General features: G+C 62.5%; 24 protein-coding genes and 1 pseudogene. 9 read left to right on the top strand and 16 right to left on the bottom strand.

The window, feature by feature from the left end:
• Positions 1–40: 40 nt before the first annotated feature.
• Positions 41–1,219, bottom strand: coding sequence for an MFS transporter (locus H620_RS25565; RefSeq protein WP_049818717.1), 1,179 nt, complete (start codon positions 1,217–1,219; stop codon positions 41–43).
• 4 nt (positions 1,220–1,223) lie between these two features.
• The gene (locus H620_RS0106190) at positions 1,224–1,850 is read right to left on the bottom strand and encodes a cysteine hydrolase family protein (RefSeq protein ID WP_023380560.1); all 627 of its coding nucleotides are present in this window, start codon (positions 1,848–1,850) and stop codon (positions 1,224–1,226) included.
• Positions 1,851–1,983: 133 nt separating this feature from the next.
• Between H620_RS0106190 and H620_RS0106185 the strand changes: the two genes are divergently transcribed.
• On the top strand, positions 1,984–2,502 hold the full coding sequence (locus H620_RS0106185; protein ID WP_041925494.1) for a winged helix-turn-helix transcriptional regulator: 519 nt from the start codon (positions 1,984–1,986) through the stop codon (positions 2,500–2,502).
• Between the two features lie 123 nt (positions 2,503–2,625).
• The gene (locus H620_RS0106180) at positions 2,626–3,603 is read left to right on the top strand and encodes a DNA-binding protein (protein ID WP_027906958.1); all 978 of its coding nucleotides are present in this window, start codon (positions 2,626–2,628) and stop codon (positions 3,601–3,603) included.
• Positions 3,604–3,618: 15 nt separating this feature from the next.
• Here the strand turns inward: H620_RS0106180 and H620_RS0106175 are convergent, their stop codons facing one another.
• A complete protein-coding gene (locus H620_RS0106175; protein WP_023380563.1) occupies positions 3,619–4,332 on the bottom strand; it encodes an MgtC/SapB family protein in 714 nt (237 codons plus the stop codon).
• A 417-nt stretch (positions 4,333–4,749) separates the two neighbouring features.
• On the opposite strand from H620_RS0106175, the gene H620_RS0106170 reads away from it, so the two are divergent.
• Complete coding sequence (locus H620_RS0106170) at positions 4,750–5,217, top strand: sterol desaturase family protein (RefSeq protein WP_023380564.1); 468 nt, start codon at positions 4,750–4,752, stop codon at positions 5,215–5,217.
• 1 nt (position 5,218) lies between these two features.
• Here the strand turns inward: H620_RS0106170 and H620_RS0106165 are convergent, their stop codons facing one another.
• Both H620_RS0106165 and H620_RS27345 read right to left on the bottom strand, forming a co-directional pair.
• The gene (locus H620_RS0106165) at positions 5,219–6,118 is read right to left on the bottom strand and encodes a bile acid:sodium symporter family protein (protein WP_023380565.1); all 900 of its coding nucleotides are present in this window, start codon (positions 6,116–6,118) and stop codon (positions 5,219–5,221) included.
• Positions 6,119–6,221: 103 nt separating this feature from the next.
• Positions 6,222–6,461, bottom strand: coding sequence for a hypothetical protein (locus H620_RS27345; protein ID WP_027906957.1), 240 nt, complete (start codon positions 6,459–6,461; stop codon positions 6,222–6,224).
• A 28-nt stretch (positions 6,462–6,489) separates the two neighbouring features.
• On the opposite strand from H620_RS27345, the gene H620_RS0106155 reads away from it, so the two are divergent.
• The 4 genes from H620_RS0106155 (at position 6,490) to H620_RS0106140 (ending at position 9,951) form a co-directional block, all read left to right on the top strand.
• Positions 6,490–7,368, top strand: a complete 879-nt coding sequence (locus H620_RS0106155; RefSeq protein ID WP_023380567.1) for a Dyp-type peroxidase — start codon at positions 6,490–6,492, stop codon at positions 7,366–7,368.
• 89 nt (positions 7,369–7,457) lie between these two features.
• Positions 7,458–8,366, top strand: coding sequence for an aldo/keto reductase (locus H620_RS0106150; protein ID WP_027906956.1), 909 nt, complete (start codon positions 7,458–7,460; stop codon positions 8,364–8,366).
• A 3-nt stretch (positions 8,367–8,369) separates the two neighbouring features.
• The gene (locus H620_RS0106145; RefSeq protein WP_027906955.1) at positions 8,370–9,668 is read left to right on the top strand and encodes an NTP/NDP exchange transporter; all 1,299 of its coding nucleotides are present in this window, start codon (positions 8,370–8,372) and stop codon (positions 9,666–9,668) included.
• A 112-nt stretch (positions 9,669–9,780) separates the two neighbouring features.
• Complete coding sequence (locus H620_RS0106140) at positions 9,781–9,951, top strand: con-10 family general stress protein (RefSeq protein ID WP_023380570.1); 171 nt, start codon at positions 9,781–9,783, stop codon at positions 9,949–9,951.
• 61 nt (positions 9,952–10,012) lie between these two features.
• Here H620_RS0106140 and H620_RS0106135 read toward each other — a convergent pair whose 3' ends face one another.
• Positions 10,013–11,794, bottom strand: a complete 1,782-nt coding sequence (locus tag H620_RS0106135; protein WP_081669648.1) for a phosphoethanolamine transferase CptA — start codon at positions 11,792–11,794, stop codon at positions 10,013–10,015.
• 203 nt (positions 11,795–11,997) lie between these two features.
• Here H620_RS0106135 and H620_RS0106130 point away from each other — a divergent pair, with 203 nt between their 5' ends.
• Together H620_RS0106130 and H620_RS0106125 are read left to right on the top strand one after the other, a co-directional pair.
• A complete protein-coding gene (locus tag H620_RS0106130) occupies positions 11,998–12,549 on the top strand; it encodes an ATP-dependent Clp protease proteolytic subunit (RefSeq protein WP_023380572.1) in 552 nt (183 codons plus the stop codon).
• Positions 12,550–12,642: 93 nt separating this feature from the next.
• Positions 12,643–12,891, top strand: a complete 249-nt coding sequence (locus tag H620_RS0106125) for a DUF6555 family protein (RefSeq protein WP_023380573.1) — start codon at positions 12,643–12,645, stop codon at positions 12,889–12,891.
• Between the two features lie 26 nt (positions 12,892–12,917).
• Here H620_RS0106125 and paaZ read toward each other — a convergent pair whose 3' ends face one another.
• The 10 genes and pseudogenes from paaZ to paaK form a co-directional block, all read right to left on the bottom strand.
• Positions 12,918–14,969 carry a phenylacetic acid degradation bifunctional protein PaaZ gene (gene paaZ, locus H620_RS0106120; protein WP_027906953.1) on the bottom strand — a complete coding sequence of 684 codons (2,052 nt, stop codon included), beginning with the start codon at positions 14,967–14,969 and terminating at the stop codon, positions 12,918–12,920.
• A gap of 24 nt (positions 14,970–14,993) precedes the next feature.
• Positions 14,994–16,226: an OprD family porin gene (locus H620_RS0106115; protein WP_027906952.1), complete on the bottom strand. Its 1,233-nt coding sequence runs from the start codon at positions 16,224–16,226 to the stop codon at positions 14,994–14,996.
• Positions 16,227–16,259: 33 nt separating this feature from the next.
• Positions 16,260–17,828, bottom strand: a pseudogene (locus H620_RS0106110) (cation acetate symporter); the annotation flags it as partial.
• A complete protein-coding gene (locus H620_RS0106105; RefSeq protein WP_023380577.1) occupies positions 17,819–18,127 on the bottom strand; it encodes a DUF485 domain-containing protein in 309 nt (102 codons plus the stop codon). The gene H620_RS0106105 and the pseudogene H620_RS0106110, both read right to left, overlap by 10 nt.
• Positions 18,128–18,244: 117 nt before the next feature.
• On the bottom strand, positions 18,245–19,321 hold the full coding sequence (gene paaE, locus H620_RS0106100; RefSeq protein WP_023380578.1) for a 1,2-phenylacetyl-CoA epoxidase subunit PaaE: 1,077 nt from the start codon (positions 19,319–19,321) through the stop codon (positions 18,245–18,247).
• Between the two features lie 15 nt (positions 19,322–19,336).
• Positions 19,337–19,870 carry a 1,2-phenylacetyl-CoA epoxidase subunit PaaD gene (paaD, locus tag H620_RS0106095; RefSeq protein WP_027906951.1) on the bottom strand — a complete coding sequence of 178 codons (534 nt, stop codon included), beginning with the start codon at positions 19,868–19,870 and terminating at the stop codon, positions 19,337–19,339.
• Complete coding sequence (paaC, locus tag H620_RS0106090) at positions 19,857–20,615, bottom strand: 1,2-phenylacetyl-CoA epoxidase subunit PaaC (protein ID WP_023380580.1); 759 nt, start codon at positions 20,613–20,615, stop codon at positions 19,857–19,859. Before paaC ends, paaD begins: the two co-directional genes overlap by 14 nt.
• 8 nt (positions 20,616–20,623) lie before the next feature.
• Complete coding sequence (gene paaB / locus H620_RS0106085; protein WP_004374528.1) at positions 20,624–20,905, bottom strand: 1,2-phenylacetyl-CoA epoxidase subunit PaaB; 282 nt, start codon at positions 20,903–20,905, stop codon at positions 20,624–20,626.
• 25 nt (positions 20,906–20,930) lie between these two features.
• A complete protein-coding gene (gene paaA / locus H620_RS0106080) occupies positions 20,931–21,920 on the bottom strand; it encodes a 1,2-phenylacetyl-CoA epoxidase subunit PaaA (RefSeq protein ID WP_023380581.1) in 990 nt (329 codons plus the stop codon).
• Positions 21,921–22,093: 173 nt separating this feature from the next.
• Positions 22,094–23,413 (bottom strand): phenylacetate--CoA ligase PaaK, encoded by a 1,320-nt coding sequence (paaK, locus tag H620_RS0106075; protein WP_023380582.1) that lies wholly within the window; start codon positions 23,411–23,413, stop codon positions 22,094–22,096.
• Positions 23,414–23,451 lie beyond the last annotated feature (38 nt).

The raw sequence follows: 23,451 nt of genomic DNA, 5'->3' as shown, positions 1-23,451 counted from the left end.
GAAGGGGGCAGCCCTGAGCTGCACGCCATCGACGTGCGTGCTAGCGTCGCTGCCCTTCAGCCCCAGGCGCGAGTGCTCCGAGCAGCCCGGCCGCCACGGCCAGCGCGCCACCCACCGCCGCCAGGCCCGCCCATCCGGCCTGGTGCGCACCGTAGCTGCCTAGCGCCGCACCGGTCGCCCCGCCGAGGAAGTAGGTGCTCATGAACACCGTGTTCAGCCGGCTGCGCGCTTCAGCGCGCAACGCATAGACCCGCGCCTGGTTGGCCACCAAACCCGCACGATTGCCCAGGTCGAGCAGTGCCATTCCGGCCAGCAGCGCGGTCAGGCTGTGGTCGGCAAAGGCGACCAGACTGAACCCGATGACCAGCGCTGACACGCCTGTCATCACCGTACGCTGCGTGCCGATGCGGTCCGCCAGCGCGCCGATGTGTGGCGAAGCGAATATACCGAGCAGCGCCACCAGGCTCAGCAGGCCAACGGTGGCTGGGCCGAAGCTGTAGGGCTGCTGGCTCAGTAGCGAGGCCAGCGATGCCCACAGCGCGCTGAACGCGGCGAACATCAGGAACCCGCTGGCCGCGCACAGGCGCAGCACTGGCTCTTCGCGCAGCAGCGTGGCCAGAGAACGCAGCAGATGTGTGTAGCCAATCGAACCCAGGCTCGGGTTGAGCGGTAGCTGGCGGGCGACGATCCATAGCAAGCCCAGGTCGGCCACTGCCGCCATCAAGAACACCGCCTGCCAGCCCGCCTTGGCGCCGAGCAGGCCACCCACCGTGCGCGCCAGCAGCAGGCCACTGGACAGCCCACCCAGCAAGCTGCCGACCACCCGTGCGCGGCTTGCCGCCGATGCCGCGCCGGCGACGGTGGGAATGATCAACTGCGCGCTGATCGCGGTCATGCCCACGGCGAAGCTCGCCGCACACAACATGGCGAAGCTGGGGGCCCAGGCACAGGCAAGCAAGGCCACCAGGTTGGCGATGATCGCCACCGAGGCGAGCTGGCGCGGTTGACGCGCGTCGGCCAGCGGCACGATCAATAACAGGCCCAGGGCGTAGCCGAGTTGCGTCAGCGTGGCGATGGCGCTGGCGTGTGTCGCCGTCAGCCCGAAGCTTGCTGCCATCTGTGCCAGCAGGGGCTGGTGGTAGTAGAGCGCGGACACGGCCAGCGCGCAGCTTGCCGCCATCACCGCCACCAAGCGGCCGGAAGGTTCACTCACGGGCATGTACTCAACGTTCGGCCAGCGACTGCGCCAGTTCGGCGGTGGTGGCGATGCTGTGAGCGAAGGTCGGGCCATTGAGCGTGTGGGCGGCGTGCATCATTTCCGGCGTGAAGGCGGCGGTGGCATCACGCACCAATGTGACGTGGTAACCCAGTTCCATGGCGAAGCGTGCCGTCGATTCGATACAGGTGTTGGCGAGCAACCCGACCACGATCACGTGAGTGATGCCTTGCTGCTTGAGCTGGAAGTCCAGATCGGTGTTGGCGAAGCCGCTCTGGCCCCAATGCTCATGGACAATGATATCGCCTGTTTGGGGGATGAAGTCCGGGTGCCATTCGCCGCCCCAGGTGCCCTTGGCGAAGGTTTTGCGCTGCTGCACCAGGCGCTGGGTCGGGTTCGGATGGCTCCAGTTATCGTAGTCGCCGGGCTGCCAGCGGCGGTGGGGCACATAGAACACCTGCACGCCGTTGGCGCGCGCGCTGGCAACGGTGCTGCGCAGGTTGTCGAGCAGGTGCACGTGCTCGGCGACGTCCTTGAGTAGCGGGAACAGCTTGCCGCCTTCGGAAAGGAAGTCGTTGTAAGGATCGACCAGCAATAGGCCGGTGCGTGACAGGGGGTAGGCGGTGTCGGTCATGGGGGAGGCTCCGGGATAGGTGTGCCGAATATCAGCTATGAAAATCATAGTGTCAATGGTTTCGGTGGTTCTAGCCGTTTCTTTAGGTGGGCCAAAGGCTGGTTGCCGTGTTACTTTGAAAATCAAAGTGACTATGGAGAGAAACGTTGTGACACAACGGCCAGCCGATGCCTCATCCACGCTATGCCCAGTGAGCCGATCAGTGGAGCAGGTAGGCGACAAATGGACGCTCTTGGTATTGCGGGAGCTGTACATGGGCGCGACGCGCTTCGAGGATATCCAGATCCAGACCCAGGCAACCCCGCAAATGCTGACTACCCGGCTCAAGGCGCTGGAGGCCGACGGTCTGGTCGAACGCCGTCCATACAGTGACAAGCCCCGGCGACACGGCTACCACCTGACCGCCAAGGGCCAGGCGTTCTACCCGGTGATCTATGCCTTGCGTGCCTGGGGAGAGCGCTGGTGCAAAGGCGAGGGGGAGGCGGTGGCGGTACGTATGGTGCACAGGGCATGCGGGCATGACGTGGGCCTTGCGAGCATTTGTCCGCACTGCGGCGCGCCGGTGACGCGTGATGATCTCGAAGCCCACGTGAGTGAGGAGTTCGCCCACGAGCGGGCAGCCCGGCGCGAGGCATTCAAGCGAAAAGGCTAGATCGTGCAGCGAGAATCGACCCGGCGGGCTTGCGAGGGAAACCTTGAAATTGCCTTGGAACAAAGGGAAAATTCGTACGTAAATACATAGTACATACTATGGTACGAAATATCAGGAGCGGCGATGGCCCGGGTCGGAATAAATAAAGAGGTGGTGCAACAGGCACGGCAAGCGTTGCTAGCCCGTGGCGAACATCCCAGTATCGATGCGGTACGTATCGAGCTCGGGAATACCGGGTCCAAGACCACCATCCATCGTTATCTCAAGGAGCTAGAGAGCCTTCAGCCGGCCACACCAAAGGGCACGGCGGCGCTAAGCGAGCCACTGGGACGTTTGGTGGAGCAACTAGCCAGGCAATTGCAGCAGGAGGCCGACCTGCGCATCGAGGCGGCCGAAGTTGCATTCAGCCAGCAGCGTGAGCAACTTGAAGCCCGTTTTCAGCTCGCCCAGCAGGCATTGGCTGCGACCCATCAACAGCTGCAGGTTCAAACCCAGGCATTGGAGGCGGCGTCGGAAACGCTCGGCACCACGCAACGTACCCTGCAGACCGAACAGCTGCGCAACGCAAGCCTCAGCCAGTCGCTTGGCGAATTGAAGGTGCGCCTCGCCGACAAGGACGAACAGATTCTTTCATTGGAGGAAAAGCATCGTCACGCCCGCGATGCGCTAGAGCAAGAGCAGCGCCGCCATGAAGCGCAGCTGAAACAGCTGCAGGCGCAAGTGCGCCAGTTGCAGCAAGGCTTGATGTTCAAGCAAGACGAACTGACCCGGCTGCACCGGGACAATGAGCGCATGCTCGCCGAGCAGCGACAGTCAACCCGTGAACGCGAGGTTCTGGACAGCGTGCTGGAGCAGCGCGACGCCCAGATCCAGGGGCTGCGGACGATCCTGGCGCAAGCGCAGGGGGCGAGCGATGAAATGCGGCGTCAGCTGCAAAGCCAGACTCAGCAGCTGGAAGCCAAGCGCGGTACTTGCGCTGACCAGGTACGGGAACTACAGCGACTGAACGATGAGCTTAAGCAGCGCGATCAAGCGCTCGAGGCGTGCCAGCTACAGCTCAAGGGCAGGGCGCAGCCCCACAGTAAGCGCCCAGGCGCTTGACGCGCCTTGACCGGTTCAGTCAGCCGCCAGTGCCTGCGGCTGTATTTGCCAGCGCACGGCACTGACGCCCTTTTCCAGGCTGACCCGACTGACCAGGCGCTCAAGCTGCCCAGCCGCTTGCGGGTTACCCAGCAGTTCGGCGCGAACCTCCAGGCGCTTCGGGTCGGCCAGGTCTTCGCTGTGCAGCGACTGCAAGCGCAGGCCAGGGTCAGCAAGGCTATGCAGCATCAGGCTGCGTACCTGGATTTCGTCCTCGGCTCGGCAAACGATGCGCACTTCGAAATGCTGTTCGACTTCACTGGCAGGCACGACCTGTTGCTGATCCAGGCGCTGGGCGATATCACGCAGCAAAATGTTCGCGCACAACACCACCAGGCTGCCCAAGCTTGCCTCCAGCAGCAGGCCCAGGCTGCACAGCACACCGATAGCGGCAGTACACCAAAGGGTGGCGGCGGTATTGAGGCCACGCACGTTGAAACCATCACGCATGATGACGCCGCCCCCCAGGAATCCAATGCCCGAGACCACATAGGCCGCGATACGCGAGGCATCGTTGGGGGCCATGCCGGGTACCGCCTGGGTCATCAGCACGAACAAACAGGCGCCGGTACTGACCAGCGCATTGGTGCGCAGGCCGGTCATGCGTTGACGTAGTTGACGCTCGGCGCCGATCAGTGCACCGAGCAGAAGGGCAGTGCTGACGCGCAGCAGAAAGACTTTCCAATCCATAGCAAACCTCTTCGATGGGCAAATGCCCATGCGAGCGCCACCATACGGCGCGGTTGAAAAACCAGAAATGCGCAGGACCACCGGTGGTGGTACAAGAGGGAGGAATTGGCCTTGAAGAAGGAGCATTCCACTGCCTTGCCAATGGCGAGACAGTGGCAGGAATCTGCCGGACTAGCTCGCCGGGTGGGCCTGTCGCAAACGACTGGGGCTACTGTCCAATGCAGGACTCCTGTTCAGGAATGCAAAAGTGCGACGCGGACCATACGCCGCGACACCAGGGCGGTCAAGGCTAAAAACATGACAATGGCTTCATCAGGAAAACGGCTACAAACAACGCGTAAACCTGACAGTTTCGTGGAAAAAAACGGTGGCAGCCGGTACCCTTGGCCATCCGTTTTCCATCGCCCGGACCTTGACATGCTGTTCAATCTTGCCGTGCTGTTCGGCACCCTGGTGGCCATGGAGGGCGTCGGTACGCTGGCTCACAAGTACATCATGCATGGCTGGGGCTGGTGGCTGCATCGCTCGCACCATGAACCGCACCTGGGCATGCTTGAAACCAACGACCTGTACCTGCTGGCCTTGGGATTGATCGCTGCCACGCTGGTGGCGTTGGGCAAGTCAGGCTACGCGCCGCTGCAGTGGGTGGGCGGTGGCGTGGGCGGTTACGGATTGCTGTACGTGCTGGCCCACGATGGTTTCTTCCACCGGCACTGGCCCCGTAAACCGCAACCGGTCAATCGTTACCTGAAGCGTTTGCACCGCGCGCACCGCCTGCACCATGCGATCAAGGGGCGCGAAGGCTGCGTTTCGTTCGGTTTCTTCTACGCACCACCCCTGAGCAAACTGAAAAGGCAGTTGCAGCAGCGCCGTAAACGGCCGTGAATCAATTGGCCGTTTCGCCCTTGGGCGCAGGTGCCGCCGCACCATGCCCGCGGCTGACCCACCAACCGAAGCCTGCTGCGGTGAAGAACATCAGCAAGCTGTAGAGCGCTGCCGGTACGGCCATGGTCGCGTTGTTGAGCAGTGACGGGCTTAGCGCCAGCGCAATGGCCAGTGTTCCATTGTGAATACCGATTTCCATGCCGATGGCGATAGCCTGGCGCTTGGGAATGTTCAACAGCCGAGGCACCCAATAACCGACAGCCAGGCTCAGCAAGTTGAACAGTAAGGCCGCCAGGCCGACGACGGGGGCATACTCCACGACGGTCTGCCAATCCTTGGCCAGTGCCAGGACGATGGTGAAGGCCAGGAACAACGCAGCGATCAGCTTCATCGGTCTTTCCATGCGAGTGGCAAAGCGCGGTGCCCAGTGGCGAATCAACATGCCGAGGCCGACCGGTAGCAGCACGATCGCGAATACCTGCAAGACCTTGGCGAACTGCAGCGGGATGGCTTGCTCAGAAGCCATGAACCAGGCCAACGACAGGTTCACTAGCAGCGGCATGGTCAGAATGGCGATCAGCGAGTTCACTGCTGTCAATGTGATGTTCAGCGCGACATCGCCATGAGCGAGGTGACTGAACAGGTTGGCCGTGGTCCCACCCGGGGACGCGGCCAACAACATCAAGCCCACTGCCAGCGCCGACTCGAGGCCAAAGCCGTTAGCGATCAGGAAACAGACCAGTGGCAGCAGCAGAATCTGGCACGTCAGGCCAACCACCACGGGCTTGGGGTACTTCACCACGCGGGCGAAGTCTGCCAAGGTCAGCGACAGCCCAAGGCCGAGCATGATGATGCCCAAGGCCAGGGGGAGGACAGCGGTCAACAGGGGAGAGGCGGTCATCGGCGGGTTCTCGGGCGCATGATCCGAGGAGTGTAGGTCGGCTTAACTGACTCGCTAATCGCACAATGCCAGTGCTTGGTAACCTTTTGTTACTGCACCCGCTTCAGCCCAGGGCGTCCGGCAGCAAGAGGCCCCCGATACGCTCGGCCAGGTCGAGCAGTTCGGTGAATGCGGCCGGGTCTACCCGCACATCTCGGCTGGCCTCGAACTTTGCTGGCACCAACGCCTGGACGATGCGCTTGATGGCCTCTTTGGGAGCGCCGGCGATTCGCGTCGAGAAGTACTGGCCGAATATGCAGCGGCCGCTTGCCGCGTTGCGGTGAGGCCGCGGGCGCAGTAGCATTCGGGCTTTTGCCAAGGATTAGCCTGACATGCCGTATCAGCAAGGTCTGCTTGCCACGCCGGTGCCAGCCCACGCCCGTCACCTGTTTTTCGCCATCGAATCGCTCGAGGCGTTGCCCTCCGTTCTCGATGCCCTGCAACCACAGGTCGATGGACGCAGCCTGATCCTGGGTATTGGCGCACCGCTGGCCAAAGCGCTGGCTCGCGACATCGAAGGGCTGCGGCCGTTTCCGCTGCTGGACGCGGTGGTCGAGAACCCAAGTACCCAGCATGCCTTGTGGCTGTGGCTGCGGGGTGAAGAGCGCGGCGATCTGTTCCTGCGCGCCCAGCAGCTTGAACAATCGCTGAGCCCGGCCCTGCGCCTGGTGGACAGTGTCGACGGTTTCCTGCACCGCGCAGGCCATGACCTCACAGGTTATGAAGACGGTACCGAGAACCCGCGGGACGAAGCGGCGGTCGAGGCGGCCATCGTCGCTGGCGACCACGTTGGCCTGAGCGGCTCCAGTTTCGCCGCTTTCCAGCTGTGGAAGCATGACCTGAACTACTTCAAGTCGCTGCCCCAGCCTGAACAGGACGACATCATCGGTCGCCGCCTGAGCGACAATGAAGAGCTCGAAGACGCTCCGGAATCGGCCCACGTCAAGCGCACCGCCCAGGAAAGCTTCGAGCCAGAGGCCTTCATGGTCCGCCGTTCAGTGTCCTGGACCGACTCGCGTGGTGCGGGTCTGGCTTTCGTGGCCTTGGGCCGCTCGTTCGATGCTTTCGAGGTGCAGCTGCGCCGCATGAGCGGTCTCGAGGACGGTGTCATCGATGCATTGTATCGTTTCAGTCGCCCGCTCACTGGCGGCTACTACTGGTGCCCGCCGATGACCGAAGGTGCGGTGGATCTGCAGCGTTTGCTCGGCTGATCGCTAAACATCCAGATACAGAAACACCCGGCGGCCACGGATAGAGCAACTAGCCTTGGAAGTTTCCGACAGATGACGGGAGCTTTGCCATGTACGCACGTCGCGATGTCCTGCGCGCTGGGGCGACGCTTGGTCTGATGGCCGCCAGCCCCTGGCTGCGGGCGGCCAACACCGACGGGCTGATTACCCGCACCATCGCCTCTACCCAGGAAGCCTTGCCAGTGATTGGGGCGGGCACGTCAGGCAGTTTCGAGGTCCAGGCCGGCTCCGCGCAGTACCAGCAGCTCAAGGTCGTTTTGAAGGCCTTTTTCGAGGGTGGCGGCAAAGTCATCGACACCTCACCCAACTACGGCGGAGCGGATGCCATCCTTGGCCAGTTGCTGGAGGAGGGCGGATGGCGCCAGCAGTGTTTCATTGCCACCAAGATCGCTGCCAACAGCCGCGCCGATGCCCAGGAGCAATGGGCGGGTACCCTGCGCAGCCTGCGCACCGACAAGGTCGAGCTTTTGCAGGTGCACAACCTTCGCCAATGGCAGATCCAGCTGCCCTATGCCCGCGAACTCAAGCAGCAGGGCAAGACCCGTTACGTGGGCATTACCCATTACCTCAACAGCGGCCATGACGACGTGGCCGAGATCGTGCGCCGCGAGCCGCTGGACTTCATCCAGATCAATTACTCGGTCAACGCCCCGGACGCGGCGCGGACCTTGTTGCCGTTATGCCAGGAAAAAGGCGTTGCGGTGCTGATCAACCGGGCATTCGACGATGGGCGTCTGTTCGCCCGGGTCAAGGATATGCCCCTTCCGGGATGGGCTGGCGAGGCAGGCATCGGCAGTTGGGCGCAGTTGTTTCTCAAGTTCGCCATCAGCCATCCGGCGGTCACCACGGTGATCCCAGCCACCGGCCGCCCGGATCGCCAACTCGACCAACTCAAGGCCGGGCACGGGCCGCTATTGACCCAGGCGCAGCAACAGGCGCTGATCGAACAGTTCGCCTGACCCATGAACACCTGGCGGCGTCGACTGGGCAAGGGGCTGAACTGGCAACCAGGGGAAGGCGCAGCGGTGGTGGCGGGCCTAGTGCTTTTCTATCTGCTGTTCACCGGCTATTTCATGCTGCGTCCGGTGCGCGAAACCATGGGCGTGGCGGGCGGGGTGGATAACCTGCAGTGGCTGTTCACCGGGACCTTCTTCGCTACCCTAGTGAGCCTGCCTTTGTTTGGCGTGCTCGCCAGCCGGGTACGCCGACGCCATATCTTGCCTTGGACCTACGGTTTCTTCGCCAGCAACCTTCTGTTGTTCGCTGTGCTCTTTGCCCGCAATCCGGATGATATCTGGGCAGCACGGGCCTTTTACATCTGGTTGTCGGTGTTCAATCTGTTGGCCATCTCCCTGGCCTGGAGCGTGCTCGCCGACATCTTCGACAACGAACAGGGCACGCGGCTGTTCGGGCTGCTGGCCGCCGGGGCCAGCCTGGGCGGGCTCAGTGGGCCGATCCTCGGCACCTTGTTGGTGGCACCCCTCGGCCACGCAGGCTTGCTGCTGCTGGCCACCGCTTGTCTGCTGGGCAGTATCGTTGCCACTGGGTATTTGCAACGTTGGCGGGCGCGCCACCCATTGCCCGCCATTTCCGAACACCCACCCTCCAAACCTCTGGGCGGAAATCCACTGTCTGGCGCCACCGCCGTGTTGCACTCCTCGTACCTGCTGGGCATTGCCGGTTTCGTGGTGTTGCTGGCCAGCGTCAGCACCTTCCTGTACTTCGAGCAGGCGCGGATCGTCAGCGAGACATTCACCGACCGCACTCGCCAGACCCAGGTTTTCGGGCTGATCGACACCATCGTCCAGGCCCTGGCGATTCTCACCCAGCTGTTTCTCACCGGACGTCTGGCCCGATATCTGGGGGTTGGTGTCCTACTGGTGGGGGTGCCGCTGGCAATGGCGGTCGGTTTCGTCTGCCTTGCGCTGTATCCAGTCTTTGCGGTGTTCGTGGTGGTGATGGTGGTGCGTAGGGCCGGAGAGTACGCATTGGTGCGACCGGGTCGGGAGATGCTGTTCACGGTGCTGACGCCCGAGGACAAGTACAAGGCCAAGAACTTCGTCGACACCGTGATCTACCGCGGCGGCGATGCGCTGAGCGGTTGGCTCAAGCGCGGGCTGGACGTGATGGCCGACCATCCCCAATTGGCCATGGTCATTGGCGCTCTGCTGGCACTGGGCTGGAGGCTGACCGGCAGTTGGCTGGGGCGACCTCATGGCCAGTCGCTTGGTGCGCCAAATACAGACTCCCCGCATATTTAACGCCACCGGTCAGAACCCTTCTTTTGAAAACGAATCCCTGCGGGAGACCGCACTCCGAACCTATGTACGGCGTACTGCCGTGCATATCCGAAGCCAAATGAGGTTAAAGACCATGGCTAACAAAGAAAATGGCCGCCAGGGTAGTCAAGGCGGCAGCAAGAACCCTGGTAACTTCGCCAACGACCGCCAGAAGGCCTCCGAAGCGGGGCGCAAGGGCGGCCAGTCCTCCGGCAGCAACATGGACCACGACCGCGAGTCGGGCCGCAAGGGCGGTCGCACTTGAGTGAAGGCGCTGCAGTGCCGGGCATGTCCTGGCACTGCATTGCCGCGTTTCGCTCAACCTCTCAGATCTTGCCAGGGTTAGGATTGGCGGCGTTCGCCGTGCCCTGCACCCGGGTGGCCTTGTCCAGGGTATCCTGCGGCAACTGGTCGAACTCATGCAGACCGTCCTTGCGATAGGGGTCGCCAATCCAACGTGGCGCCGCCACGAATTGCGAACTGACCAGGCTCTTCTTCGGCTCGTAGCGGTCATAGCTGAGCCCCGCGAGGTCTGACAGCGTATGGATCAGGTGCGAGCTGCTGTAGGCCCGGTTGGCCATCGCCTGGAAGTCGCGCGGATGCGTGGCCTGCCAGCTTGGCGAGGTCCAGAGTAAGAATGGAATGGTGTACATCGGCCGGGTCGGGGCGCCTTCGTTACGTCCCAGGCGGTCATGATTACCCGAGCTGTACACATCTTCGCCGTGGTCGGACAGGTACATCAGGAAGCCATTGGCAGCGCTTGCCGAGTAACGTTTGATCAGGCTCGAAACCACGTAGTCGTTATACAACACCGCATTGTCGTAGAAATTGTAGGTGTCTGCCTGGCTGTCGGTGAGCTGAGGCGGAACACCTTGCCGGTCTGTGAAGCGATCGTAGGCCTGCGGATAGCGATAGCGGTAATCCATGTGCGTCCCTAGCAGGTGGACGATGATGAACTTGTTCGGTGCGGGGTCTTGCAATGCCTTCTCGAACGGTGAAAGCACCACGTCGTCATACTGGCTGGCGTTCTGATTGCGCTGGTTGTTCAGGTAGACCTGCTCGTCGGTCTGCTGGGAGAACGTGGTCAGCATGGTGTTGCGCTTGGTCATGGTCTGCTGGTTGGTGATCCAGAAGGTCTTGTAGCCCGCCTGTTTCATCAGGTTGATCAACGATGGATCGGTGAGGAAGCGGTCCGGGTTCTGCTGGTCACCGAACGTCAGGATCTGCTGCATCACCTCGATGGTGTAAGGGCGAGGCGAAACCACGTTGTGGAATACCGTCAGGCCTTTGTCGCTGGCCGCCAGAGCGTCGAGATTCGGGGTGGTCGGACGGTTGTAGCCATACAGGTGCATGTGTTCGCGGGTTGTGGATTCGCCCAGCACCAGCACCAAGGTGCGCGGTTCGGTACCGCTGCTGTCATGGAGATTTTTCAAGGGCGGCAACGAGGCGTTGCGGGCCAGCAGTGCCTGCATGTTGTCCAGTTGCTGGCGATACTGCCGGTAGCCGACCAACAACTGCCAGGGGACCGCCGGTTCCATGCGCTGCTCGACCTTTTCCATCGCGTCGGCAAAATTGCGCTGCTGATTGACCATCTGTTTGTAGAAGGGGTAGACGAGGTTCGCCGCCAACAGCAGAACAACTACCGGAACGCGACTGCGAAGAGGCAGCGAAACCGGGCGAATGCGCTTCCATAGCAGCACGGCGACCGCGGTGTACAGCAGCAGTGCCAAGCCCAGCCAGATACTGAAGTACTGGCTGAAGTACTCGCTCGCCTCTGCAGTGTTGGACTCGAACATCACGAAAATGACGCTTTGCGAGAACTCCTGGCGATAGATGCCGAAGTAGCTCAAGCCCACCAGGGAGGCGCCCCATAGCACCAGGCCAATCACTGCCGCGGTGGCGCGGGTGAAGCGCGGCAGCAATAACACCGGGGCAAGCCAGAGGCTGCTCAGGAACAAGGCGTCGCGAAAACCGGCAAAGCCTGTGGTACCGCTGAACAGCAAGAGCGCCTGGGTGACGCCGGAGAAGTACCAGAAGAACAGAAGTAGCCAGCCCAGGCCGGCCCAGTCCAGGCGTTTTGCGGTGGAAGGGGATGTAGTGTCTGACACGTTTGCCTCGTTGAACCATGGCGGCCGCGAGTCCTGCGGCTGCCGGAAAGGCCGTGACGCTAAAGGGAGGACTGTGAAAATAACGTCAACAGAAAGTCGCCGATGGGTCATTTCGAGGGAACTTTGCCAGCGCTTGGAGATTCCACCCAAGGGAGCTCTTTTTTGATGAGCGCCCCTGGGCCACCCCGAATGCGGAGACCAGCATGGCCAGACATATCATCCACTTCACCGGACCTATCAACTCGTCCACCTGTGGCAACCTGATCAGCACGTGCGGCAAGGCGATCCAGCAGGGCGCCGATGTGTTGCAGTTGAACATCGCCACAATGGGCGGTGAATGCAGTTACGGTTTCACCTTGTACAACTTCCTACGTAGCCTGCCCATCGCGTTGCATACCCACAACCTGGGTACCGTGGAGTCGATGGGCAACATTCTGTTCCTCGCGGGCGAGCACCGCACGGCCTGCAGCTACAGCAAATTCCTGTTCCATCCGTTTCACTGGACACTGCATGGCTCGGTGGACCATGCGCGGATGGCTGAGTACGCCATGAGCCTGGACTATGACTTGCGCCTCTATGCGCAGATCGTTGCCGAAAGAACCGAAGGCAGTGCCGAAGCCCTGGATGTACCTCGCTACCTGATGGCCTACCCGCGCATTCTGGGCCCCCACGAAGCGCTGCAAAGCGGGCTGATCCACGCCATCGACGAGCTCGCGATCGGTTCCGAGGCCACCCAATGGAGTGTGCATGCGTGAAACCCCTCTCAGTCGCTGAACAGCGTTTTGAATTTTCTGGAAAAACCCTGATCCATCAAAGGCTCATCCACGGAGAACAGGAGGCCCCCTGCGATGCCTAGCCCACAGCTGTATATCATCGACTATCAACTGCACGGCCAGCCGCGCAGCTTCATCATCCGCCTGGACCGGCTGGACAACGCCGACGCCTGGCATTGGGCCAGCTGTGACGCGGGGATCGGGGTGATTCCGAAGTTCGGCCGGGAAAAGCTCAGGAAAGTCAGCCGTCCGATGGCTGAGCGCTATGGCATCACCGAGGTCAGCTGGCGAGCTTCCGGTGACCGTCAGCGGCCCCCGCAGTGAGGCCTGCAGGGGGCGCGTTCGCACACTCAGGAGCGTTTGAGCACCAGGGTCAGGATGTCGTAGCTGGCGACCAGCTCGCCCAACTGGTTGGTGACCTCCACGTCCCAGGCCACCACGCCTTGGGGTTGGCCAAGAGGACTGGTCTTGCCTTGGTCGATCTTGCGCTTGCAGGTCAAGCGCGCCTGAATGGTGTCGCCAATGCCAACCGGGTTGATGAAGCGCAGGGTGTCCAGGCCGTAGTTGGCCAGCACGGGTCCGGCGCCTGGGGAGACGAACAGCCCGGCAGCGGCAGACAGCACGAAGTAGCCATGGGCGATGCGCTTGCCAAACTGCGATTGCTTGGCGGCGATCTCGTCGAAGTGAATGTAGAAATGATCGCCCGACAGGCAGCCGAAGTTGACCAGGTCGGCTTCGGTGACGGTGCGACGGTGCGTCAGCAGCGACTCGCCGATGCGCAGGTCGTCGAAATGGCGGCGGAACGGGTGAACTTCGGTTTCGATCACTTCAGCGCCGCGGACATACTCGCCGGTGACGGCGGTGAGCATGCTTGGCGAGCCTTGCACAGCGGCGCGCTGCAGGTAGTGCTTGACCGCACGCAAGCCGCCCAGCTCTTCACCGCCGCCCGCTCGGCCGGGGCCGCCATGTTTCAATTGCGGCAGCGGCGAGCCGTGGCCGGTGGACTCTTGCGCGGCCTCGCGGTCCAGCACCAACAGACGACCATGCCAGGCGGCTGCAGCCGGAATGGCCTTGGCTGCCACTGCACGGTCGGCGGTGACCAGCGTCGCCACCAGGCTACCTTTACCACGGGCGGCGAGAGCCAGGGCCTCGTCCAGGTCGTCATACGCCATCAGCGTGCTGACCGGGCCGAAGGCTTCGATATCGTGGGCTCCGCCCTCGGCGTGAGGATCCCGGGCCTGAAGCAGGGTCGGGGCGAAGAATGCACCCTCGGCAACACCTTCGCCCACTGGGGCAAAGCCATCACCCGCACCGAACAGCTGGTCGCAACTTTCCAGCAGGCTGCGTACGCGCTCGCCGACATCGCGCTGCTGGTCGTGGGACGCCAGGGCCCCCATGCGCACACCTTCGACCGAAGGATCACCCACCACCACCTTGCTCAAGCGTTCACGCAAGCGGGTAGCGACAGCGTCAAGGTGCTTGGCTGGAACGATGGCGCGGCGGATCGCCGTGCACTTTTGTCCGGCCTTGGTGGTCATCTCGCGCACCACTTCCTTGATGTACAGTTCGAACTCTTCGCTGTCCGGGGTGACGTCCGGCCCAAGTATGGCGCAGTTGAGTGAGTCGGCTTCGGCGGTGAAGGGCACAGAGTTGCGCACCAGGTTCGGTGTTACCCGCAATTTGGCGGCGGTATCGGCGGAACCGGTGAAGGTCACCACATCCTGGCCTTGCAGGCGGTCGAGCAAGTCGCCTGTGCTGCCGATCACCAGTTGCAGGCTGCCGGCCGGCAACAAGCCGGACTCGTTCATCAGGCGCACCACGGCTTCGGTAAGGTAGCTGGTGGAGGTCGCCGGCTTGACGATGCACGGCATGCCAGCCAGGAAGGTCGGGGCAAATTTCTCGAGCATGCCCCAGATTGGGAAGTTGAAGGCATTGATGTGCACAGCCACGCCGGCGCGCGGCACCAGGATGTGGCTACCGGCGAAATGGCCTTTTTTGCCCAATGGAATCGCCGGACCTTCATGCACCAGGTTGCCGGACGGCAGTTCGCGGCTGCCAATGCCTGCATAGGAAAACAGGGTGGCGTTGCCGCCTTCGATGTCGATCCAGCTGTCGGCGCGGGTAGCGCCGCTGTGGTGGGACAGGGCGTAGAGCTGTTCTTTGCGCTCGGCCAGGTAAAGGGCCAGAGCCTTCAGGCGGGCAGCGCGCTGCTGGAAATCCATGGCCATCAGTTCTGCAAGGCCACGTGCCCGGGCGAAGTCCATGGCTTCGGCGAAGTCCGGGCGCTCTTCGTGGCTATAGGCCAGGACGTGACCGTCCAGGGCACTGCGCAGCGCCTGGGCGCCGTGCTGGCCGATCCAGCGGCCGGCGATGAAACTCTGCAGGGTTGGGGCGTCGGACATGCTGTTCTCCTCAAGAAGGCGCTGTTACCACAGCGCCAGGGTGTAGCCGATGATCAGGCGGTTTTCGTCCACGGCATTGGTCAGGCCGTTGCCGGAACGGAAGGTGACGTTGCGCCAACGCAGGCTGACGTCCTTGAATGGGCCGCTCTGGATGACGTAGGTAAGGTCGGTGTCGCGCTCACGCTCACGACCATTGCTGAGCGTGGCGGTCTCGGCATGGCGGCCGTCGGTGTAGCGGGTCATGAAACTCAGGCCGGGGATGCCCATCGCCACGAAGTCGTAGTCGTAGCGCACTTGCCAGGAGTCCAGCCCGGCACGGGTGAAGGTGTTGTAGGTCACCAGGTTGACGGTGAACGGGTCACCGCCGTTGACGAATGGAAAGGCGCTGTCGCCGGACATCTGCTGCCAGGTGGCGGTGAACTTGTGGGCCTTCACACCCAGTGTGAACAGGGCGTTGAAGTTGCGGTTGTCGATGTTGCCCGCGCGCTCGGCACCGTCGCCGCGGCTGTCGAAGTAGCGCAGGTCGCTACGCAAGCTCACGCCTTCGCCCAGGGGCTGGGTGTGCACCAGGCCGACGAACTGCTGGCGGTAGATCTCGTCGAGCTTGGCGTAGTAGTAGCTGACAGTGGCCTGCGGGGTGATGGCGTAGCTGCCACCGGCCAGGTCCAGGTGATCGCTGCTGGCGGCGCCGTAGCCCATATCGTCGCGGCCGGACGAGTCGCGCAGGTTGACTTTGCTCAGGCGCCCGGCGTTGACGGTCAGCCCATCGATGTCCTGGCTGGTCAGCAGTCCGCCCTGGAAGGTCGACGACAGCAGGCGGGTGTCGTTGTACACCACCACTGGCAGGATCGGTTGCAAGGTGCCCAGGCGCAGCGTGCTCTTGGAGACCCGCACCTTGCCGGTCAGGCCCAACTCGCTGTAGTCATCCACCGGCTCATGGCTGTTCGGTCCGAACGGCAGCAGGCCGGTGTTGCGCCGGTCGCGGCTGGAGTCGAGCTTGATGCCAAGCTGGCCCATGGCATCCACACCAAAGCCCACGGGACTTTCGGTGAATCCCGATTCCAGTCGTGCGGTGAAACCTTGGCCCCATTCCTCGGCCTTGGCCTGGGGAGCGTTAGCCTGACGGAAGTCGCGGTTGATGTAGTGGTTGCGCAATTCCAGCCGTGCATGGCTGTCGTCGATGAAGTCCGCCATGGCCGGCAAGGGCAGGGCAAGTGTGGCGAGCCAGGCGGCTGAGGTCAGATGCGTGCGGTTCATTGTTTTTTTATCCGACATGATGCTGTTCTGGGGTCAGTGCTTGCTGGCGCCAGCGGCGCCGATACCGGTCATGGAGCGGATGAACTGCGCCAGGTAGCGCCCACGCTCCTCGCTGGCGCGCGCCGAGGTGTCTGTTACCGAGAACACCCAGGCGCAGAGGAAGGCCAGGCTCATGGAGAACAACGCGGGGTTGCTGTAAGGGAACAGCGCTTGTTCGTTGTGCAGCACGTTGACCCACACTGCCGGGCCCAGCACGACCAACACGATGGCCGAAACCAGCCCGGCCATGCTGCCGCACACTGCGCCTCGGGTGGTCAGGCCTTTCCAGAACATCGAAAGCAGCAGCACTGGGAAGTTGACCGAAGCGGCCACGGCCAGCACCAGTCCAGACAGGAAGGCGATGTTCTGCGACTCGAACACCAGTCCCAGCACGACCGCCAGCAAACCAATCACCAGCGTGGCGATACGCGAGACGCGCATTTCCTGCTGTTCGCTGGCCTGGCCCTTGCGCACCACGCACGCGTAGAGATCGTGGGACACGGCGGAGGCGCCGGACAGCGCAAGGCCGGCGACCACCGCTAGGATGGTGGCGAAGGCCACGGCCGAGATGAAGCCCAGGAACAGGTTGCCCCCCACGGCCTGAGCGAGGTGTACGGCGACCATGTTGCCACCACCGATGATCGCACCACTGGCGTCGCGGTAGGCTGGCTCGGTGCCGACCATGACGATGGCACCAAAGCCGATGACGATCAGTAGCAGGTAGAAATAGCCAATGAAACCAGTGGCATAGAACACACTCTTTCGGGCCTCCTTGGCATCGCTGACGGTGAAGAAACGCATCAGGATATGGGGCAGGCCGGCAGTGCCGAACATCATGCCCAGGCCGAGTGAGATAGCGTCGATAGGGTTCGACAGCAAGCCGCCAGGTGCCATGATCGCCTGCCCTTTGGCGTGCACCGCCACGGCATTGGCGAACATGGCCTCGGTGCTGAAACCGAAGTGCTTGAGCACCATGAAGGCCATGAAACTGGTACCCGACAGCAGCATCACCGCCTTGATGATCTGCACCCAGGTGGTGGCGAGCATGCCGCCGAAAGTCACGTAGGCGACCATCAGTACTCCGACCAGGATCACCGCATACAGGTAGCTGATGCCGAACAGCAGCTCGATCAGCTTCCCGGCACCGACCATTTGCGCCACCAGGTACATCAGCGCCACGGCCAGGGTGCCGAACGCCGAGCTCAGACGCACCGGCGTCTGCGCCAGGCGGTAGGAGACCACATCGGCGAAAGTGTACTTGCCCAGGTTGCGCAGGCGTTCGGCGATCAGGAACAGAATGATCGGCCACCCGGCCAGTACACCCAGGGCATAGAGCAAGCCGTCATAGCCGTTCATGAACATCATCGCCGAGATGCCCAGGAACGAGGCGGCGCTGATCATGTCGCCCGCAATCGCCAGGCCGTTCTGCATGCCGGTCAGGCCTCCGCCGGCGGTGTAGAAGTCGCTGGCCGAGCGCGTGCGCATCGCTGCCCAGCGAGTGACCAGCAGGGTAAAGCAGACGAACACCATGAACATCGAGATGGCAGTCCAGTTCATCGTGCGCACTCCTGCTTGACCTTGTCGTTCAGGGGGTCGAGGACGTTGTTGGCACGGTGCACGTAGAGGCCGGTCAGCGCGAAGGACAGCAACACCATCAGGACGCCCACCAGCATGCCGACGGTGGTGACGCCGCCGCTCAGGGACTGGCCCAGGGTGCTGGGGGAAAATGCCACCAGCAGCACGAAGCCGTAGTAAATCACCAGCATGGCCAAGGTCAGGCTGCCATTGAGGCGGCGCTTGGACCGGACCAGGTGCTGGAAGTCGGGGTGGTTGGCGATGCTGTCGATGTGTTCGGGTGTCATGGGAAGCGATCTCTGGGTGTTGTAATTGTTGTGTTGAGGTCACGCGGGTGTTGCTAGGCAGTTCAGCGCCATGGAGATCCCACAGCCGCTCCGGGAGAGGCTGCGGTAGGCCAGGTGTCAGAGCTGGTCGAAATCAAGGACCACCTTGTCGCTCACCGGGTAGGTCTGGCACGACAGCACATAACCGGCCGCCACTTCGTAGTCCTCCAGCGCGTGGTTACTGTCCATCTCGACTTCGCCCTCGATCACCCGACACTTGCAGGTGGAGCACACACCGGCCTTGCACGAGTAGGGCAGTTCGGCGCCGATGGCGTTGCCGGCGTCCAGCACGTTCTGGGTATTGCGCGGCAGGTCGAAGGTAAGGGCGCGGCCATCGCTGATCACGGTGATGTGGCTGAGCGCGGAGTCGACCTGGCGCGCCGCCTCGCGGGCTTCGCGACGGGCTTGGCTGCCAGCGGCGGCGAACAACTCGAAATGGATGCGCTCATTGGCCATGCCATTGGCCTGCAGACTTTCACGCACGGTTTCGGTCATCGCCTGTGGGCCGCAAACGAACGCGGCATCCAGGCTCGAAACATCCATCCAACGGGAGAACAGCTGGCCGCACTTGTCGGCATCGATGCGACCGTTGTAGAGGTCGACGTCCTGCTGCTCGCGGCTGAACACGAAAATCAGGTTCAGGCGGTCGAGGTAGCGGTTCTTGAGGTCTTCGAGCTTGTCGCGAAACAGCGCGCCGGAACTGGAACGGTTGCCGTAGAGCAGGGTGAAGCGGCTGTTCGGCTCGCTGGCCAGGGTGGTGGCGATGATCGACAGAATGGGGGTGATGCCACTGCCGGCAGCTACACCCAGGTAATTGCCCTGGCGCGTGGGGTCCAGCGGCACGAAGAAGCTGCCGGACGGCGGCATGACCTCCAGTTGCTGGCCGGCCTTGAGCGCCTCGTTGGCGAACGCCGAGAAGCGACCGCCTGGCACGCGCTTGACGGCCACACGCAGTTCGCCGTCCTGCACTGCGCTGCAGATGGAGTAGGACCGGCGGACTTCTTCGTCATTCAGTTGGGTGCGCATCACCAGGTACTGGCCTTGGGTGAAGCGGAACGTTTCCCGCAGGTGCTCGGGCACATCGAAGGCAATGGACACCGCATCACGGGTTTCGGGGCGCACTTGCTTGACGGTCAGGCTGTGAAACTGGCTCATGGTGGTCTCCACGGCTCAAATGCATTTGAAATAGTCGAACGGCTCCAGGCACTCGCGGCAGCGGTACAACGCCTTGCATGCGGTGGAGCCAAACTGGCTGAGCAACTCGGTGTGGCGACTGCCGCACTGCGGGCAGCACACCTGCGGCGGTTCGCCCAGCAGGCTGCGCTTGCTGGGGTTGCCCTCAGGGGGAGCGATGCCGTAGGCCAACAGGCGTTCTCTGCCTTGGGGGGTGATCCAATCGGTGGTCCAGGCCGGGGTCAGTCGACGCTCCAGCTGCGGCGCGGCAAAACCGGCTTGTTCCAGGGCATGACGAATATCGTCCTCGATCACCTCGGTGGCCGGGCACCCAGAGTAGGTGGGCGTGACCACCAGGTGCAGGTGACCGGCGCGCCAGTCGAGGTCCCGGACGATGCCAAGGTCGACGACGCTGACCACTGGCACTTCGGGGTCCATGACCTGCTCCAGCGTCTTCCAGGCGAGGGACAGGTCATCACCGCGCAGCGCACGGGCGCGACGGTCGCTGGTAATCAGCTCACCAGGTTGCATCGGGATATGCCCTTGGCAGGAACTGCATCTCGGCCAACAGCAAGCCCAGATGTTCGGTGTGCAGGCCTTTGCGACCGTCGAGGTAGAAGTGACTGGCGGCTTTGGGCAACGGCAGGTCGACCGAGTCGAATACCGTGCTCACCTGCTTGAGCCAGGCAGCGCCTACCTGAGTTGGATCAGCAGCGATACCCGCCTCGGCCAGCTGCACTTCGCCGTCGCTGCCGGTGTTCAGCTCGACCGTGAAACGCCACAGCGCTGCAATCGCATCGAGCATGCGTCGGCGGCTCTCGTCGGTGCCGCCCCCGAGGCGCTGTACCCACTCGCCAGAGCGGCGCAGGTGGTAGGTGACTTCCTTGACCGCCTTGGCAGCGATACCGGCGATCCGCTCGTCGCTGGATGCCTGAAGCTGCTGCAGCACGGCAAGGTGCCAGGCGTCGTAGAGGAACTGCTTGGTCATGGTGACGGCGAAGTCGCCATTGGGCTGTTCGACCAGCAGCAAGTTACGGAACGCCCGCTCGTCCCGGCGAAACGCCAGGGCATCGGCATCGCGGCCGTCATCGAGCAGTTCTGCAGCATATTCCAGCCAGTTGCGCGCCTGGCCGACCAGGTCGAGGCCGACGTTCATCAGGGCCAGTTCTTCTTCGAGGGCAGGGGCGCGGCCGCACCACTCGCACAAACGCTGGCCCTGGACCAGGGCGCTGTCACCCAGCAGAAGCAGATACGCAATGAGGTTTTGTTCGTGCATGGCGGGCCTCACATGTGTCCGACTTCGTCGGGCAGCTCATAGAAGCTGGCATGGCGGTACACCTTGTCGTCGGACGGGGCGAACAAGGGGTCTTTCTCATCGGGCGAGGACGCGGTGATCAAGGCCGAGGGAACCACCCAGAGGCTCACGCCTTCGCTGCGGCGGGTGTACAGCTCACGGGCGTTTTCGATCGCCATGGCGGCGTCGGCGGCATGCACGCTGCCGACATGCTTGTGGTTCAGGCCGTGCTTGCTGCGCACGAACACTTCATAAAGGGTCCAGACAGACATTTTCGATCTCCGCATCAATCGCCGCTCAGGCGGCGTTCTTGTTCTGTTGCTTGCGTGCATAGGCCACGGCCGCTTCGCGGACCCAGGCGCCATCCTCGATGGCCTTGCGCCGGGTGGCGACGCGCTCCTGGTTGCAGGGGCCGTTGCCCTTGATGACTTCGTAGAACTCGTCCCACTGGATTTCGCCGAAGTCGTAGTGGCCACGGGCTTCGTTCCACTTCAGCGCCGGGTCGGGTGCGGTGCAGCCCAGTAGCTCGAGTTGCGGTACGGTCTGGTCGATGAAGCGCTGGCGCAGTTCATCGTTGGTCTGGCGCTTGATTTTCCAGGCCATCGACTGGGCGCTGTTGGGCGAGTGCTCGTCGCTGGGGCCGAACATCATCAGCGCTGGCCACCACAGGCGGTTGATGGCGTCCTGGACCATGTCCTTCTGGGCCTGGGTGCCGTGGCGCATCATGGTCAACAGCAGTTCGTAGCCCTGGCGCTGGTGGAAGCTCTCTTCCTTGCAGATGCGGATCATGGCGCGGGAGTAGGGACCGTAGGAGGTGCGCTGTAGCACCACCTGGTTGACGATGGCGGCGCCATCGACCAGCCAGCCCACGGCACCCATGTCGGCCCAGCTCAGGGTCGGGTAGTTGAAGATGCTCGAATACTTGGCCTTGCCGCTGTGCAGCTTGGCGATCTCTTCGTCGCGGTCCGCGCCGAGGGTTTCCATGGCGCTGTAAAGGTACAGACCGTGGCCGGCTTCGTCCTGGATCTTGGCCATCAGTTGCAGCTTGCGCTTGAGGCTCGGCGCGCGGGTCACCCAGTTGCCTTCCGGCAGCATGCCGACGATTTCCGAATGGGCGTGCTGGGAGATCTGCCTGATCAGCGTCTGGCGGTAGGCCTCGGGCATCCAGTTCTTGGCTTCGATCTTGACTTCGGCGTCGATCTTCTCCTGAAAGTTGCGCTCCTCGGGCGACATCTCCTCCAGTGACTTGACGCGCTTGACTCCGGTTTCCACTAGCTGTGCGTACATGTTCCGACTCCTGCTAAGGCATGAGTCATTTGTAAGCGATACAAAACATAACGTCAAACTGTTTTATGTGTATCACGTAACGTTTGTGTATCGCTTTGCCTGTCTGGAGTCTTGAGGTGGCCAATGAATCGAGCGCCGCCCGCGCGGCGCTCTATCTGAGGCACACCAAAAAATCAGCTGGCCAACCGTTTGTCATACACATGACAGGCCTTGCCCTCGGAACGCTTGAGCGTCCCGCAGGGCTGTAGCCGCACTTGGGTGCTGATACCGATGTAGGTCTTGATCTGCTTGGTCAGCTCGCCGGTCAGCAGTTTGCGCTGCGCCTCGTCCAGGTGCTGGCACTCGGCACGCAGCTCGACATGCACTTCGACACTGTCCAAGTTTCCGTTGCGATACAGATGAATCTCGTATAGCTCTGAAAGCTGTTTTATTTTGAGTACCTGCTCTTCGATCTGCGTCGGGAACACGTTCACCCCACGGATGATCAGCATGTCGTCACTGCGCCCAGTGATCTTGCCAATCCGTCGCATCGGCCTGGCCGTGCCGGGCAACAAGCGGGTGAGGTCGCGGGTGCGATAACGCACCATCGGTAGCGCCTCCTTGCTTAGCGAGGTGAACACCAACTCGCCCAATTGCCCGTCTGGGAGCACCTGGCCGGTTACCGGATCGATGATCTCGGGGTAGAAGTGGTCCTCCCAGATGGTCGGGCCGTCCTTGGTCTCGATGCATTCCATGGCCACGCCTGGCCCCATGATTTCCGACAGGCCATAGATGTCCAGGGCGTCGATGCCCAGGCGCTGTTCGATGGAACGACGCAACTCGTCGGTCCAAGGCTCGGCGCCGAAGATGCCCAGACGCAGCTTGAGGTCCTGTGGGTCGATGCCTTGGCGCTCGATTTCATCGGCCAGGTTCAGCATGTAGGACGGCGTGACCATGATGATATCGGGCTGGAAATCGCGGATCAGCTGCACCTGCTTCTCGGTCTGGCCGCCGGACATCGGGATGACCGTGCACCCTAGACGCTCGGCGCCGTAATGGGCGCCCAGGCCGCCGGTGAACAGGCCGTAGCCATACGAGACGTGTACCTTGTCGCCCTTGCGCCCGCCAGCGGCACGAATCGAACGGGCAACCACATTGGCCCAGGTGTCGATGTCGTTCTGGGTGTAACCCACCACCGTGGGTTTGCCGGTGGTGCCGCTGGATGCATGCAGGCGCACGACCTCTTGCTGGGGCACGGCGAACATGCCGTAGGGGTAGTTGTCGCGCAGGTCGTTCTTGCCGGTGAAGGGGAACTTCGCCAGGTCTTCCAGGCACTTGAGGTCATCGGGGTGGGCGCCGCATTCGTCGAAGCGCTGGCGGTACAGTGGCACGTTGTCGTAAGCGTGCTTCAGGCTCCAGCGCAGTCGCTCTAGCTGATGCTGGCGCAGGGCGTCGATACTGGCGGTTTCCATCGGGTCCAGCAGGGCACGATCGGCATCATGGTACATGTTCATGGCTTCACTCGAATTGTTCTTGTACGCCGGCGGTTTCT

It is taken from the genome of Pseudomonas taiwanensis DSM 21245 (assembly GCF_000425785.1).
In the GTDB taxonomy this organism is placed as follows: domain Bacteria; phylum Pseudomonadota; class Gammaproteobacteria; order Pseudomonadales; family Pseudomonadaceae; genus Aquipseudomonas; species Aquipseudomonas taiwanensis.
This window is presented reverse-complemented; position numbering and strand designations above follow the sequence as displayed.

Excerpts from the sequence above, each read along its gene's own strand:
- H620_RS25565 (WP_049818717.1), bottom strand. The coding sequence starts at position 1,219 with ATGCCCGTGAGTGAACCTTCCGGCCGCTTGGTGGCGGTGATGGCGGCA.
- H620_RS0106190 (WP_023380560.1), bottom strand. The coding sequence starts at position 1,850 with ATGACCGACACCGCCTACCCCCTGTCACGCACCGGCCTATTGCTGGTC.
- H620_RS0106185 (WP_041925494.1), top strand. The coding sequence starts at position 1,984 with ATGGAGAGAAACGTTGTGACACAACGGCCAGCCGATGCCTCATCCACG.
- H620_RS0106180 (WP_027906958.1), top strand. The coding sequence starts at position 2,626 with ATGGCCCGGGTCGGAATAAATAAAGAGGTGGTGCAACAGGCACGGCAA.
- H620_RS0106175 (WP_023380563.1), bottom strand. The coding sequence starts at position 4,332 with ATGGATTGGAAAGTCTTTCTGCTGCGCGTCAGCACTGCCCTTCTGCTC.
- H620_RS0106170 (WP_023380564.1), top strand. The coding sequence starts at position 4,750 with ATGCTGTTCAATCTTGCCGTGCTGTTCGGCACCCTGGTGGCCATGGAG.
- H620_RS0106165 (WP_023380565.1), bottom strand. The coding sequence starts at position 6,118 with ATGACCGCCTCTCCCCTGTTGACCGCTGTCCTCCCCCTGGCCTTGGGC.
- H620_RS27345 (WP_027906957.1), bottom strand. The coding sequence starts at position 6,461 with ATGCTACTGCGCCCGCGGCCTCACCGCAACGCGGCAAGCGGCCGCTGC.
- H620_RS0106155 (WP_023380567.1), top strand. The coding sequence starts at position 6,490 with ATGCCGTATCAGCAAGGTCTGCTTGCCACGCCGGTGCCAGCCCACGCC.
- H620_RS0106150 (WP_027906956.1), top strand. The coding sequence starts at position 7,458 with ATGTACGCACGTCGCGATGTCCTGCGCGCTGGGGCGACGCTTGGTCTG.
- H620_RS0106145 (WP_027906955.1), top strand. The coding sequence starts at position 8,370 with ATGAACACCTGGCGGCGTCGACTGGGCAAGGGGCTGAACTGGCAACCA.
- H620_RS0106140 (WP_023380570.1), top strand. The coding sequence starts at position 9,781 with ATGGCTAACAAAGAAAATGGCCGCCAGGGTAGTCAAGGCGGCAGCAAG.
- H620_RS0106130 (WP_023380572.1), top strand. The coding sequence starts at position 11,998 with ATGGCCAGACATATCATCCACTTCACCGGACCTATCAACTCGTCCACC.
- H620_RS0106125 (WP_023380573.1), top strand. The coding sequence starts at position 12,643 with ATGCCTAGCCCACAGCTGTATATCATCGACTATCAACTGCACGGCCAG.
- paaZ (WP_027906953.1), bottom strand. The coding sequence starts at position 14,969 with ATGTCCGACGCCCCAACCCTGCAGAGTTTCATCGCCGGCCGCTGGATC.
- H620_RS0106115 (WP_027906952.1), bottom strand. The coding sequence starts at position 16,226 with ATGAACCGCACGCATCTGACCTCAGCCGCCTGGCTCGCCACACTTGCC.
- H620_RS0106105 (WP_023380577.1), bottom strand. The coding sequence starts at position 18,127 with ATGACACCCGAACACATCGACAGCATCGCCAACCACCCCGACTTCCAG.
- paaE (WP_023380578.1), bottom strand. The coding sequence starts at position 19,321 with ATGAGCCAGTTTCACAGCCTGACCGTCAAGCAAGTGCGCCCCGAAACC.
- paaD (WP_027906951.1), bottom strand. The coding sequence starts at position 19,870 with ATGCAACCTGGTGAGCTGATTACCAGCGACCGTCGCGCCCGTGCGCTG.
- paaC (WP_023380580.1), bottom strand. The coding sequence starts at position 20,615 with ATGCACGAACAAAACCTCATTGCGTATCTGCTTCTGCTGGGTGACAGC.
- paaB (WP_004374528.1), bottom strand. The coding sequence starts at position 20,905 with ATGTCTGTCTGGACCCTTTATGAAGTGTTCGTGCGCAGCAAGCACGGC.
- paaA (WP_023380581.1), bottom strand. The coding sequence starts at position 21,920 with ATGTACGCACAGCTAGTGGAAACCGGAGTCAAGCGCGTCAAGTCACTG.
- paaK (WP_023380582.1), bottom strand. The coding sequence starts at position 23,413 with ATGAACATGTACCATGATGCCGATCGTGCCCTGCTGGACCCGATGGAA.